4 protein-coding genes, 11 tRNA genes, 5 rRNA genes and 1 other annotated feature (1 of these 21 cut by a window edge) are annotated in these 14,286 nt (G+C 46.9%); all 20 genes read left to right on the top strand.

Annotated features, from left to right (window positions below; translation table 11 throughout):
- Positions 1–357 precede the first annotated feature (357 nt).
- Entirely contained in the window at positions 358–900 is a 543-nt protein-coding gene (locus tag AC1ECB_RS15340) for an NADH peroxidase (RefSeq protein ID WP_485664585.1), read from the top strand.
- Between the two features lie 17 nt (positions 901–917).
- Positions 918–1,241 (top strand): DUF1540 domain-containing protein, encoded by a 324-nt coding sequence (locus tag AC1ECB_RS15335; protein ID WP_485664584.1) that lies wholly within the window; start codon positions 918–920, stop codon positions 1,239–1,241.
- A 50-nt stretch (positions 1,242–1,291) separates the two neighbouring features.
- Positions 1,292–1,789 carry a DoxX family protein gene (locus tag AC1ECB_RS15330; protein ID WP_485664583.1) on the top strand — a complete coding sequence of 166 codons (498 nt, stop codon included), beginning with the start codon at positions 1,292–1,294 and terminating at the stop codon, positions 1,787–1,789.
- A gap of 137 nt (positions 1,790–1,926) precedes the next feature.
- Positions 1,927–2,219, top strand: a binding site (T-box leader).
- A 187-nt stretch (positions 2,220–2,406) separates the two neighbouring features.
- On the top strand, positions 2,407–3,996 hold the full coding sequence (locus AC1ECB_RS15325) for an L-lactate permease (protein ID WP_485664582.1): 1,590 nt from the start codon (positions 2,407–2,409) through the stop codon (positions 3,994–3,996).
- A gap of 555 nt (positions 3,997–4,551) precedes the next feature.
- A 16S ribosomal RNA gene (locus AC1ECB_RS15320) occupies positions 4,552–6,109 on the top strand.
- Positions 6,110–6,903: 794 nt separating this feature from the next.
- A 23S ribosomal RNA gene (locus tag AC1ECB_RS15315) occupies positions 6,904–9,819 on the top strand.
- 155 nt (positions 9,820–9,974) lie between these two features.
- A tRNA-Asn gene (locus tag AC1ECB_RS15310) sits at positions 9,975–10,050 on the top strand.
- Positions 10,051–10,249: 199 nt separating this feature from the next.
- Positions 10,250–10,340 (top strand) — tRNA-Ser (locus tag AC1ECB_RS15305).
- An 11-nt stretch (positions 10,341–10,351) separates the two neighbouring features.
- A tRNA-Glu gene (locus tag AC1ECB_RS15300) sits at positions 10,352–10,426 on the top strand.
- An 11-nt stretch (positions 10,427–10,437) separates the two neighbouring features.
- Positions 10,438–10,513, top strand: a tRNA-Val gene (locus tag AC1ECB_RS15295).
- An 80-nt stretch (positions 10,514–10,593) separates the two neighbouring features.
- A tRNA-Asp gene (locus tag AC1ECB_RS15290) sits at positions 10,594–10,670 on the top strand.
- An 82-nt stretch (positions 10,671–10,752) separates the two neighbouring features.
- Positions 10,753–10,829 (top strand) — tRNA-Arg (locus tag AC1ECB_RS15285).
- 10 nt (positions 10,830–10,839) lie between these two features.
- Positions 10,840–10,915 (top strand) — tRNA-Thr (locus AC1ECB_RS15280).
- Between the two features lie 3 nt (positions 10,916–10,918).
- Positions 10,919–11,003: transfer RNA gene (locus tag AC1ECB_RS15275), tRNA-Tyr, on the top strand.
- Between the two features lie 5 nt (positions 11,004–11,008).
- Positions 11,009–11,085: transfer RNA gene (locus AC1ECB_RS15270), tRNA-Ile, on the top strand.
- Between the two features lie 5 nt (positions 11,086–11,090).
- Positions 11,091–11,176, top strand: a tRNA-Leu gene (locus AC1ECB_RS15265).
- Positions 11,177–11,190: 14 nt separating this feature from the next.
- Positions 11,191–11,276, top strand: a tRNA-Leu gene (locus AC1ECB_RS15260).
- Positions 11,277–11,506: 230 nt separating this feature from the next.
- A 16S ribosomal RNA gene (locus AC1ECB_RS15255) occupies positions 11,507–13,062 on the top strand.
- A 282-nt stretch (positions 13,063–13,344) separates the two neighbouring features.
- Positions 13,345–13,455, top strand: a 5S ribosomal RNA gene (gene rrf, locus AC1ECB_RS15250).
- A 361-nt stretch (positions 13,456–13,816) separates the two neighbouring features.
- Positions 13,817–14,286: ribosomal RNA gene (locus tag AC1ECB_RS15245) — 23S ribosomal RNA — on the top strand (it continues 2,446 nt past the right edge of the window).
- The 16S, 23S and 5S rRNA genes sit together here with 11 tRNA genes alongside, the layout of an rRNA operon.

The following is a 14,286-nucleotide window of genomic DNA, read 5'->3' as shown; positions in this document are numbered from 1 at the left end:
TGTAATGATATTATTGTACCACAAAGCTACAAAAATTGGTTCCGCTTAATTTGGTAGGATAATCCTTTTTTAGCGCAAAGACTGTATCTTAGGGAGGGACGGAATATGGCAAACATCACCTGTGGTTATCTACTCTATCTGGCGGTAGGGGGAGTATGCTCGTTGGCGGGTGCTTTTTATTTTGGTCGGCATTTATAGGTTTTCCGTGTTCAGGCCTGTCCGATTTACGTCAAGTCAGGTAGTCTTTCTTCGCAGGATGAATGCCGGTTTGAATAGTTTAAGGTATTGTTATAAAAAAAATCCCAATACTATATTTGTAAAGGTTGATTTCATTCTGGATAAGACGGAGGAAATTCAATGAAAAAATTTGTGTGCACCATTTGCGGGTATGTTCATCAAGGAGAAGAGCCTCCGGAGAAATGCCCGGTTTGTAAAGCCAGCAAAGATAAGTTTAAAGAAATGACAGGAGAGCTGGCATGGGCAGATGAACACAGGATTGGGGTTATGCAAGCTGTTCCGGTAGAGATAGTAGAAGGTTTAAGGGCTAATTTTATGGGTGAATGTACTGAAGTGGGCATGTATCTGGCGATGTCACGTCAAGCAGACCGGCAAGGATACCCCGAGGTGGCAGAAGCCTATAAGCGGATTGCATTTGAGGAAGCCGAGCATGCTGCGAAATTTGCGGAACTGTTGGGCGAGGTAGTTGTAGCCGATACAAAAGCCAATCTATGTGCAAGAGTCGAGGCTGAATATGGAGCCTGTGATGGCAAAAAACAACTGGCTATATTAGCAAAACAACACAATTTAGATGCCATCCATGATACCGTTCATGAAATGTGTAAGGACGAAGCACGGCATGGGTGCGCTTTTAAGGGGTTGCTTGACAGATATTTTAAATAAAAGGGGGCGCAGGAAAGATGGCAAAAATAAATTGTACGGTTACTGGTTGTTCTCATAATAATTCCGGTATATGTTATGCAAATTGTGTTGATATAGTTGGTAATTCAGCTACCGAGCAATGTCATACTTGCTGTGGATCTTATTTGAACAAGCTCCATTATTCTCAGTTGACCAGCAATGTGTTAAGTTCGGGTTCTTGTGATTGTTTAAAATGCTCAGTTGAGACCTGTACATATAACGATAACAAACTTTGCAGGTTAGATACTATTCAGGTTAGTGGAGACAAGGTGGAATATCATACGCAAACAGAGTGCGATAGTTTTAAACATAGAGTTAGCTAATGGAAGCAGAATCGCAAAAGGGCCCTGTATGGGTGTTTTATCATTAAGTTTTGATCGATAATTTAGAGGACGTGATTTTATTGAAACAATTATTGCGGTATTTTGCGCAAGCACTTTCTCGATATCGAGACCTGGCCTTACTTTTATTCCGTCTAGGTTTAGGTGGAATGTTTATGTGGCATGGTTGGCCTAAGATTATTGGTGGAACTGCAAAATGGTCAGGGCTTGGCAAGGCGATGGGGACTTTTGGGATTGATTTTGCCCCGGTTTTTTGGGGATTCATGTCCAGTTTTGCTGAGTTTGGCGGTGGGCTGCTTTTTGCGCTGGGTCTATTTTATCGTCCTGCCTGTTTGTTACTTGTTAGCAATATGATAGTAGCCTTCACCAGTCAGATGATGGGCGGTACAGGTTTGCAGAAAGCATCGCAGTCGCTGGAGGATGGGATAAGCTTTTTCGGAGCGGCTTTTATTGGCCCAGGTAAATACAGCTTAGATTATTATATGGGGATTGAAAAGCCAGCAGAAAAAAGGCCTCATAACACGTTTTAGGGAGAAATCTCTGAGAGTTTTTAGAACATAGAATATTGACAAAATACATCTGTACTGTTATATTATACTCAATATACTGCTTTTGACTGAAATATGCATAAGATAAAAGTAGTGTTACAATTGATTACATAGCTATCCTAAAGACTGTGAAGAGGAGAGTAGCTTTCAATTACAGCGTAGAGAGCCGGCGGTTGGTGAAAGCCCGGACTGGAGTTGAATCGTGAAGTACACCTCAGAGTTGCTAACTGAAGGGTTCAACTATTATAGTTTTGAACTTGGTAGGCGTGGCCGGGACTTCCGCCGTTATTGTGAAGAGGGTATCGGTAAGCTTAGTGCTTAGCCCGTACTCTGCAGAGGAGGAGTCAATAACCAATCCGGTTTAACGACTCTACAAGGGTGGTATCGCGGGAAATAAACTCCCGTCCCTTATTTTAAATTAAGGGACGGGAGTTTTTTATTATCCAGGGAAAGGTTAACTTTCCCTGGATTGAACGACTAAGGCTTTTGCCGGCGTCCTAAAGGACTTGACACAAGCCAGGTCTTTCATATATTTCATTTTAGGAGGGATTTTTACAGAAAGTTGCTAGGATGTTAGCAAAAGTAGGAAGGGGATTAAAATGGAGACCTTAGTATTCACTCTGTTGCCAATTGTTGTTATTTTGGCTATGTTGATCATTTGGAAACAGGCAGCAGATGTAAGTGGCATTGTAGGATGGTTAGCGATTTCAGTAGTTGCTTATTTTGTATTTCAGACGAGTATTGAAGTAATACTGCGTTCGACAGTTGCAGGTTTTATTAGATCATTTGCTGTTTCGCTTATTGTAGCGACTTCCTTGTTACAGATGGCTTTTATGGAACAAACAGGGGCGCTTAAGCGAATTATCATTTTTATCAAAACAATAGCCAGTGAAAACCGGGGAATTCAAATTATGCTGATTAATATTGGATTCGGTACCTTAATGGTATCAGTTGGTGCAACTCCGGTTTCGCTTTTGCCACCGATACTTTTGGCTATGGGTTACTCGACTACAGTTGCTATTGCTTTGCCTGCAATAGGGTATGACTCTTTGTGTACCTATGCGCTCTTAGGTGCCCCAATTGTTGTGTTTGTCGATGTAGCCAACAGTTTTTTTGGTAAAGGAAACGAGATTAGTTTGGCACAGGCGGGAATGGCTTTTTACATGTTTTTGCCAGTAGTTTCTACCTTAATAGGACTGTGTATGCTCTGGATTGTAGGCCAATGGAGAGGAATCAAAGAAGGTTTAATTCCTTGCTTGATTACAGGAACGATCATTGGCATTGTATCGTATTTCACTAATAAATATGATAATTTAGTCGTGCTTACAGGGGTGTTATGTGGCATTGCTGTCATTATAGCCATGGTAATGCTGCTGATTTTATCAGGTAAAAATGTAATTGATAAGAGTAAACTAACTGCCGAGGAGATTGCGTATGAGCGTCAATATTCTTTGTGGCGAGCGCTAACTCCCTGGATTTTATTGATCGTTCTTATTCTAATTTTAAACATACCAAAAGATATCTTTAATTTCTTATATAGAACGCTAAAGTTACCGATTACTGGTATAACGGCTAATGGTAGTGCAATTGACACGAGAGCGTTGTGGAATGCATATACATGGATACTGATCAGTACTATTATGTCAATACCATTTATTCGCCCCACGAGTCAACAGATCAAAAAGACTCTGACTATCTGGTGGAAACGGGCTCCAAGACCGGTCTTTTCCGCGGCTATATTTTTTTCCATAGGTGAAATCATGAATATGTCTGGCTACAGTATGGCCACAGGACAGTTTGAAACAGCTAGTATGGTGAAAGTGCTGGCAGATTACTCCGCTATCTATTTTCATGATACATACGGGGCTATCGTAGCGTTTATTGGGTTGTTCGGCGGATTTATTACTGGCAGTGAGGCATCAACTATTGCTATGTTTGCCAAATATACGCTGACAACAGCGAAGAACCTTGATATGACTTTATTAGGGTCAATTATTATTACTGCCGGGCTGGCTTTTGGGGGTGGTCTGGCAAGTGTGATATCTCCAGCCAAACTACAAAATGCGGCAGCTTCGATTGATAAGTTAGGACAGGAAAACCAGATTATTCGCACCGCTTTCATATTTTCATTGATTATAACGTTGGTTACTTCGCTTTTTGTTTTACTGCTGTTAAAGATAGCTGTTTGATTCTTTGAAAAGTAAAAAAATGACAAAATGGTCTAAACCTTCGTACAGGAGGTTAGACCATTTCCTTTTGTAAGTAAGTTAGAGGTGTTTTGCATAATTTCAAGTTCCACACCAAATTATCCAAAAATTTCAGTTGACATGATACAAGCAAAATGATATTCTATAAGAGTCGCTGTGAGCGACGGAAATAATTGGCATGAATAAATTTATTGACATAACGAAAGATAAATGCTAGAATGAAATTCCGTCACAAACAGACGAAATGTTCGGGCAAATTTATGTTTTATATGATACGTCTGTAACTAGCGCATTCATGTGCGTCGTTCCCTGAAAACTGAACAATGTAAGTAAAGCATCAAAAAAGCCAGATGTGCAGTGCTTAATAAGCACTTTAAACAATTTCTTATTTGATTTATAGAGCCAACAAATGGCTTCATATAATGTAGTCACTCTGTGACTTTGAACTTGTGCCTGGTGCGTCTGTTAATGTAGTTTGTCTACTTTAATTAAGATAGTCAATGGTATTTAAGTTTGTAAGCTCATAGGCGGCAGATTTTTATGGAGAGTTTGATCCTGGCTCAGGACGAACGCTGGCGGCGTGCCTAACACATGCAAGTCGAACGGGGAGTTATTTATAACTCCTAGTGGCGAACGGGTGAGTAACGCGTAGACAACCTGCCTCTAAATTGGGGACAACACCGCGAAAGTGGTGCTAATACCGAATGTGGTATCTTAGTCGCATGACTGAGATAAGAAAGGTGGCCTCTGAATATGCTACCGCTTAGAGATGGGTCTGCGTCTGATTAGCTAGTTGGTGAGGTAACGGCTTACCAAGGCTTCGATCAGTAGCCGGTCTGAGAGGATGAACGGCCACACTGGGACTGAGACACGGCCCAGACTCCTACGGGAGGCAGCAGTGGGGAATCTTCCGCAATGGACGAAAGTCTGACGGAGCAACGCCGCGTGAGTGAAGAAGGTCTTCGGATTGTAAAGCTCTGTCGTTTGGGACGAACGTGTTCTATGTGAATAATGTAGAGCAATGACGGTACCAAAGGAGGAAGCCACGGCTAACTACGTGCCAGCAGCCGCGGTAATACGTAGGTGGCAAGCGTTGTCCGGAATTATTGGGCGTAAAGGGCGTGTAGGTGGATTTTTAAGTCGTGTGTCTAAGTGCGGGGCTCAACCCCGTATAGGCGCAGGAAACTGGAAATCTTGAGTGCAGGAGAGGAAAGTGGAATTCCCAGTGTAGCGGTGAAATGCGTAGATATTGGGAGGAACACCAGTGGCGAAGGCGACTTTCTGGACTGTGTCTGACACTGAGGCGCGAAAGCCAGGGGAGCGAACGGGATTAGATACCCCGGTAGTCCTGGCCGTAAACGATGGGTACTAGGTGTAGAGGGTATCGACCCCTTCTGTGCCGCAAGCTAACGCAATAAGTACCCCGCCTGGGGAGTACGGTACCGCAAGGTTGAAACTCAAAGGAATTGACGGGGGCCCGCACAAGCGGTGGAGTATGTGGTTTAATTCGACGCAACGCGAAGAACCTTACCAGGACTTGACATTGAGTGAAAAGCTAAGAGATTAGAACCTATCCTTCGGGATACACGAAAACAGGTGGTGCATGGCTGTCGTCAGCTCGTGTCGTGAGATGTTGGGTTAAGTCCCGCAACGAGCGCAACCCTTATCCTTTGTTGCCAGCGCGTAAAGGCGGGAACTCAAGGGAGACTGCCGCAGACAATGCGGAGGAAGGCGGGGATGACGTCAAGTCATCATGCCCCTTATGTCCTGGGCTACACACGTACTACAATGGGCTTAAACAAAGCGAAGCAAGCCCGCGAGGGTAAGCCAAACGCATAAACAAGCTCTCAGTTCGGATCGGAGGCTGCAACTCGCCTCCGTGAAGTCGGAATCGCTAGTAATCGCAGGTCAGCATACTGCGGTGAATACGTTCCCGGGCCTTGTACACACCGCCCGTCACACCACGAAAGTTGACAACACCCGAAGCCGGTGGGGTAACCAGCAATGGAACTAGCCGTCTAAGGTGGGGCCGATGATTGGGGTGAAGTCGTAACAAGGTAGCCGTATCGGAAGGTGCGGCTGGATCACCTCCTTTCTAGGGAGAACCGTTCAGCGTAACAACTGAACTAACTTCTAGGTCGGTACATCTTGGCAGATGACAAATCTTACATTGTTTAGTTTTGAGGGAATGCAAGTTACCAAAACTTACTTGTTGAAATACACAAGTGACTATGATAACATAGATATTCCTGAAAACAAAATATCCAGTGACGATAGCTGTGGGAAGGAAGGTACTCACGTACCTTTGAATGTTACACTGTGTGTTCTGTAGTGTAAAGAGAGTCTTCGTCAAAGCCGTGAGGTAGTATATATACTTAGCGGCGGTAAGACGTGTGACCTGTTCCGCATACCGAACACAGTAGTTAAGCAAATTCTACTGTTAAAGGTGACTGCAGCTATATTCTAAATCAACTGTCAATAAGTAGAGCCTGGTTGGAAACGGCCTGGGAGATTAGGAAGTTGCTGGTTCGTCTCGACAGTCGACGATAGACGTATGACCTTCGATAAACCATCGAAAGTCCAAAGTCGCAAATCGAAAGTCGAGTAGTGTTCCTTGAAAACTGCACAGAAGAAAGCAAAAGTAAAGAATGCCTCATATGCAAATATGAAGAGCAAACTTAACGAAGCGCAATTAGGACGAACTGAAGGCAAAACTTTCGGCATAGTAAAATATAGCCGAGAGACTGGCTAGAAATGGACAGATGCTAGGCGCAGCGAGCACCGGAGCGGAGGCGTACAAGTTGTACGTTGAGCACCGGAGCACAGTAGCAACAACGCAGATGGCCGTTTATAGACAGTCGACAAAGTATGTAACAACAAGACTAAATAAGTCAAGTTACTAAGGGCATACGGCGGATGCCTAGGCGCCAAGAGCCGACGAAGGACGGGGTAAGCTCCGATATGCCAGGAAGAGCTGCAAGCAAGCTTTGACTCCTGGATTTCCGAATGGGGGAACCCGGCGGTGGTAATGCACCGTCACCTAACTTAGGTTAGGAGGGCACCCGGGGAACTGAAACATCTAAGTACCCGGAGGAAAAGTAATCAATTGAGATTCCCTAAGTAGCGGCGAGCGAACGGGGAAGAGCCCAAACCAGAGAGCTTTGCTCTTTGGGGTTGAGGACTGACAGAAATCAGAAAATATCTAGTTGAACTACCTGGAAAGGTAGGCCACAGAAGGTAACAGCCCTGTAAACGAAAGATTGCATCTGAGGGTCAGAATCCAGAGTACCACGGGACACGAGGAACCCTGTGGGAAGCAGGGGGACCACCCTCCAAGGCAAAATACTCCTTGGCGACCGATAGCGCATAGTACCGTGAGGGAAAGGTGAAAAGCACCCCGGGAGGGGAGTGAAAGAGAACCTGAAACCGTATGTCTACAAGCAGTCGAAGACCCTTATGTGGTCAACGGCGTGCCTATTGAAGAATGAACCGGCGAGTTACAGTAACTAGCGAGGTTAAGTGGGAAACACGGAGCCGAAGCGAAAGCGAGTCTAAATAGGGCGAAAGTTAGTTATTGTAGACCCGAAACCGCAGTGATCTATCCATGGCCAGGTTGAAGCGCAGGTAAAAATGCGTGGAGGACCGAACCCGTGAGCGTTGAAAAGCTTTGGGATGAGTTGTGGATAGGGGTGAAATGCCAATCGAACGCGGAGATAGCTGGTTCTCCCCGAAATAGCTTTAGGGCTAGCCTCAGGTAATGAGTATAGACGGTAGAGCACTGATAGGGCTAGGGGTCTTATAGATTACTGAACCTTGTCAAACTACGAATGGATATACTTTAACCTGGGAGTCAGACTGCGAGTGATAAGATCCGTAGTCAAAAGGGAAACAGCCCAGACCATCAGCTAAGGTCCCCAATGCCGTGCTAAGTGGCAAAGGATGTGGAATTTCCGAAACAACCAGGATGTTGGCTTAGAAGCAGCCACCATTTAAAGAGTGCGTAATAGCTCACTGGTCGAGAGATTGTGCGCCGAAGATGTCCGGGGCTAAAGCACGGAACCGAAGCTATGGCATGTCAAACGACATGGGTAGGGGAGCGTTCTTATTGGAGTGAAGCAATACCGTAAGGAGTTGTGGACTGATAAGAAGTGAGAATGCCGGTATGAGTAGCGAAAAGACAAGTGAGAATCTTGTCCACCGAAAGCCTAAGGATTTCTGAGGAAGGATCGTCCGCTCAGAGTAAGTCGGGACCTAAGCCGAGGCGTAGATGCGTAGGCGATGGACAACTGGTTAAAAATCCAGTACCACCTAAAGTCGTTTGAGCGATGGAGTGACACAGTAGGGTAAATGAGCGCGAGGATGGAAATTCGCGTCTAAGCTTGTAGGGTGCAGAGTAGGCAAATCCGCTCTGCTGGAACCTGAGAAGTAATGGGTAGCTGTTAGCAATAACGGTGAATTGATTGATCCCACACTGTCAAGAAAAGCTTCTAGTGAGATAATAGGTGCCCGTACCGTAAACCGACACAGGTAGGCGGGGAGAGAATCCTAAGGTGCGCGGGAGAACCCTCGTTAAGGAACTCGGCAAAATGTCCCCGTAACTTCGGGAAAAGGGGAGCTTATATATCGTGTAGATTCGAAACGATCGAAGCGAAAATGAGTTGCAAAAAAGAGGCCCAAGCGACTGTTTACCACAAACACAGGTGCCTGCTAAAGCGAAAGCTGACGTATAGGTGCTGACACCTGCCCGGTGCCGGAAGGTTAAGAGGAGCGGTTAGGCGCAAGTCGAAGCTGTGAATTGAAGCCCCGGTAAACGGCGGTAGTAACTATAACGGTCCTAAGGTAGCGAAATTCCTTGTCGGGTAAGTTCCGACCCGCACGAAAGGTGTAACGACTTGGGCACTGTCTCAACGAGGGACCCGGTGAAATTGAAATACCTGTGAAGATGCAGGTTACCCGCGACTGGACAGAAAGACCCCATGGAGCTTTACTGCAACCTGACATTGAGTTTTGGTAAATGATGTACAGGATAGGTGGGAGACTTAGAAATTAGGACGCTAGTCTTGATGGAGTCAATGTTGGGATACCACCCTTTATTTACTGGAATTCTAACTCAAGAAGTAACGACGCTGAGGACAGTGTCAGGCGGGCAGTTTGACTGGGGCGGTCGCCTCCGAAAGAGTAACGGAGGCGCCCAAAGGTTCCCTCAGCGCGGATGGAAATCGCGCGAAGAGTGTAAAGGCAGAAGGGAGCTTGACTGCAAGACAGACAAGTCGAGCAGGGACGAAAGTCGGGCTTAGTGATCCGGTGGTACCGAGTGGAAGGGCCATCGCTCAACGGATAAAAGCTACCCTGGGGATAACAGGCTAATCTCTCCCAAGAGTCCATATCGACGGGGAGGTTTGGCACCTCGATGTCGGCTCATCACATCCTGGGGCTGAAGTAGGTCCCAAGGGTTGGGCTGTTCGCCCATTAAAGTGGTACGTGAGCTGGGTTCAGAACGTCGTGAGACAGTTCGGTCCCTATCCATCGCGGGCGTAAGAGACTTGAAGGGAACTGCTCCTAGTACGAGAGGACCGGAGTGGACGAACCAATGGTGTACCAGTTATTCCGCCAGGAGTAGAGCTGGGTAGCTACGTTCGGAAAGGATAAACGCTGAAAGCATCTAAGCGTGAAACCAGCCTTAAGATGAGGTCTGTCATTCGAAAGAAGTAAGGCCCCTTGTAGATTACAAGGTAGATAGGCCAGATGTGGAAGTGGAGTAATCCATGCAGCTGACTGGTACTAATAGGCCGAGGACTTGACTTAATAACCTCGTTTGCATGAAGTGCAAACATTGTAAATCCTAATGTGCAGTCTTTCTTCTGTGAAGTTTTCAAGGAATAAGCCATCTTACAAAAAAATACATGTTGAAAATAACAAGTAGATATGATAAGATATAATTCCTTGAGCAAACACTATATTCCTCGATAGCTCAGTTGGTAGAGCAATCGGCTGTTAACCGATTTGTCGTAGGTTCGAGTCCTACTCGAGGAGCCAATTAACTCAGCATAAGGCTCAGACAGTTCAGAGTATTCCATATGCTAGGCGGAAGGAGGACGTGACCGTAGTCGTACTGGGAAGTACGTCGGAGGGAGCGCCCGGACTGACAACAACGCAGATGGGGTGCTATCAACTGTCGTAACTCGGCTGTTGACCGATTTGTCGCTAGTTCGAGTCCTACTCGAGGAGCCAATTTGGAGTGGTACTCAAGTGGCTGAAGAGGACGGTTTGCTAAATCGTTAGAGGTCGTGAGGCCTGCGTGGGTTCAAATCCCACCCACTCCGCCATCCAATTTTTTGGCCCGTTGGTCAAGCGGTTAAGACACCGCCCTTTCACGGCGATAACGGGGGTTCGATTCCCCCACGGGTCACCAATCTATTTATTGGGCGATTAGCTCAGCTGGGAGAGCGCCTGCCTTACAAGCAGGATGTCGGCGGTTCGATCCCGTCATCGCCCACCATTCTCGATATTCGATGCTAGACGTTCGATATTTTGATAAAATCGAACATCGAAGATCTAAAGTCGAAAATCGAATATTGCGGCCCTGTGGTGTAGCGGTCTAACATGCCGCCCTGTCACGGCGGAGATCGACGGTTCAAATCCGTTCAGGGTCGCCATTCTTGATATTAGCTGTTCGATATACGACTTTCGATTATTTTAGTCGAAAATCGAAGGTCTAAAGTCGACGGTTGAATATATGACTCCGTAGCTCAGCTGGATAGAGCGTTTGACTACGAATCAAAAGGTCGCAGGTTCGAATCCTGCCGGGGTCGCCATTTATTATGCGCTGGCGTAGCTCAATTGGTAGAGCAGCTGACTTGTAATCAGCAGGTTGGGGGTTCAATTCCTCTCGCCAGCTCCATCCGGAGGGATTCCCGAGTGGCTAAAGGGAGCAGACTGTAAATCTGCCGTCTTCGACTTCGGTGGTTCGAATCCACCTCCCTCCACCATTTACGGATCTATAGCTCAGCTTGGTAGAGCATTCGGCTCATAACCGACTGGTCCTAGGTTCAAATCCTAGTAGATCCACCAATAATGCGGCCGTGGCGGAACGGCAGACGCGCTAGCCTCAGGAGCTAGTGGGGGCAACCTCGTGGTGGTTCAAATCCACTCGGCCGCACCAACTTTATAATATACGCGGTAGTGGCGGAACGGCAGACGCGCCAGCTTGAGGGGCTGGTGGGGGCAACCTCGTGATGGTTCAAATCCATTCTACCGCACCATTTGGAAGCAGAGAACCAAGTTTAATTCCAAATACATAATAGTATTGACATAAATAAAAATGCTATTATGATATTCTGTCTGAAACAAGTAGCAAAACGTTCCCTGAAAACTGAACAATGTAAGTAATGCATCAAAAAAGCCAGATGTGCGGTTGTATGTCGCTTGCGACATACAAAACAAAAAACAATTTTAATAGCTTTAAAGAGCCAATTGGCTTTTCATATAATCCTTTATGGAGAGTTTGATCCTGGCTCAGGACGAACGCTGGCGGCGTGCCTAACACATGCAAGTCGAACGGGGAGTTATTTATAACTCCTAGTGGCGAACGGGTGAGTAACGCGTAGACAACCTGCCTCTAAATTGGGGACAACACCGCGAAAGTGGTGCTAATACCGAATGTGGTATCTTAGTCGCATGACTAGGATAAGAAAGGTGGCCTCTGAATATGCTACCGCTTAGAGATGGGTCTGCGTCTGATTAGCTAGTTGGTGAGGTAACGGCTCACCAAGGCTTCGATCAGTAGCCGGTCTGAGAGGATGAACGGCCACACTGGGACTGAGACACGGCCCAGACTCCTACGGGAGGCAGCAGTGGGGAATCTTCCGCAATGGACGAAAGTCTGACGGAGCAACGCCGCGTGAGTGAAGAAGGTCTTCGGATTGTAAAGCTCTGTCGTTTGGGACGAACGTGTTTTATGTGAATAATGTAGAGCAATGACGGTACCAAAGGAGGAAGCCACGGCTAACTACGTGCCAGCAGCCGCGGTAATACGTAGGTGGCAAGCGTTGTCCGGAATTATTGGGCGTAAAGGGCGTGTAGGTGGATGTTTAAGTCGTGTGTCTAAGTGCGGGGCTCAACCCCGTATAGGCGCAGGAAACTGGAGATCTTGAGTGCAGGAGAGGAAAGTGGAATTCCCAGTGTAGCGGTGAAATGCGTAGATATTGGGAGGAACACCAGTGGCGAAGGCGACTTTCTGGACTGTGTCTGACACTGAGGCGCGAAAGCCAGGGGAGCGAACGGGATTAGATACCCCGGTAGTCCTGGCCGTAAACGATGGGTACTAGGTGTAGAGGGTATCGACCCCTTCTGTGCCGCAAGCTAACGCAATAAGTACCCCGCCTGGGGAGTACTACCGCAAGGTTGAAACTCAAAGGAATTGACGGGGGCCCGCACAAGCGGTGGAGTATGTGGTTTAATTCGACGCAACGCGAAGAACCTTACCAGGACTTGACATTGAGTGAAAAGCTAAGAGATTAGTTCCTATCCTTCGGGATACACGAAAACAGGTGGTGCATGGCTGTCGTCAGCTCGTGTCGTGAGATGTTGGGTTAAGTCCCGCAACGAGCGCAACCCTTATCCTTTGTTGCCAGCGCGTAAAGGCGGGAACTCAAGGGAGACTGCCGCAGACAATGCGGAGGAAGGCGGGGATGACGTCAAGTCATCATGCCCCTTATGTCCTGGGCTACACACGTACTACAATGGGCTTAAACAAAGCGAAGCAAGCCCGCGAGGGTAAGCCAAACGCATAAACAAGCTCTCAGTTCGGATCGGAGGCTGCAACTCGCCTCCGTGAAGTCGGAATCGCTAGTAATCGCAGGTCAGCATACTGCGGTGAATACGTTCCCGGGCCTTGTACACACCGCCCGTCACACCACGAAAGTTGACAACACCCGAAGCCGGTGGGGTAACCAGCAATGGAACTAGCCGTCTAAGGTGGGGCCGATGATTGGGGTGAAGTCGTAACAAGGTAGCCGTATCGGAAGGTGCGGCTGGATCACCTCCTTTCTAGGGAGAACCGTTCAGCGTAACAACTGAACTAACTTCTAGGTCGGTACATCTTGGCAGATGAACACTCTTACATTGTTTAGTTTTGAGGGAATGCAAGTTACCAAAACTTACTTGTTGAAATATACAGTAAGCTATGATAACATAGATATTCCTGAAAACAAAATATCCAGTGACGATAGCTGTGGGAAGGAAGGTACTCATGTACCTTTGAATGTTACACTGTGTGTTCTGTAGTGTAAAGAGAGTCTTCGTCAAAGCCGTGAGGTAGTATATATACTTAGCGGCGGTAAGACGTGTGACCTGTTCCGCATACCGAACACAGTAGTTAAGCCCACAAACGCCGAAGGTACTTGGTTGGAAACGGCCTGGGAGATTAGGAAGTTGCTGGTTTTGGAACGAAAGTTGCCAGAACTTACTTGTTGAGATACGCAAGTAGTTCTGATAATATAGATGTTCCGCTGTTCCTTGAAAACTGCACAGAAGAAAGCAAAGTAAAATTACCTCTCATATGCAAATATGTGAAGTAACTTAACGAAGCGCAATTAGGACGAACTGAAGGCAAAACGTAAGCTAAACCATCGGCACAGTAAAATGTAGCCGAGAGACTGGCTAGCGTGCATCAGATGCTAGGCGGAAGGAGGACGCGAACGGAGTCGTACTGGAAGTACGTCGAAGAGAGCGCCCGGACTGACAACAACGCAGATGATGTGCGATAGACAGTCGACAATGTATTAGCAACAAGACTAAAATAAGTCAAGTTATTAAGGGCATACGGCGGATGCCTAGGCGCCAAGAGCCGACGAAGGACGGGGTAAGCTCCGATATGCCAGGAAGAGCTGCAAGCAAGCTTTGACTCCTGGATTTCCGAATGGGGGAACCCGGCGGTGGTAATGCACCGTCACCTAACTAAGTTAGGAGGGCACCCGGGGAACTGAAACATCTAAGTACCCGGAGGAAAAGTAATCAATTGAGATTCCCTAAGTAGCGGCGAGCGAACGGGGAAGAGCCCAAACCAAATCACTTCGGTGATTTGGGGTTGAGGACTGACAACAATCAAACCAGGCTTAGTCGAACTACCTGGAAAGGTAGGCCACAGAAGGTAACAGCCCTGTAAGCGAAAAGCAGAGTTTGAGGGTCAGAATCCAGAGTACCACGGGACACGAGGAACCCTGTGGGAAGCAGGGGGACCACCCTCCAAGGCAAAATACTCCTTGGCGACCG

It is taken from the genome of Sporomusa sp. 246TCP1, from assembly GCF_057319775.1.
This window is presented reverse-complemented; position numbering and strand designations above follow the sequence as displayed.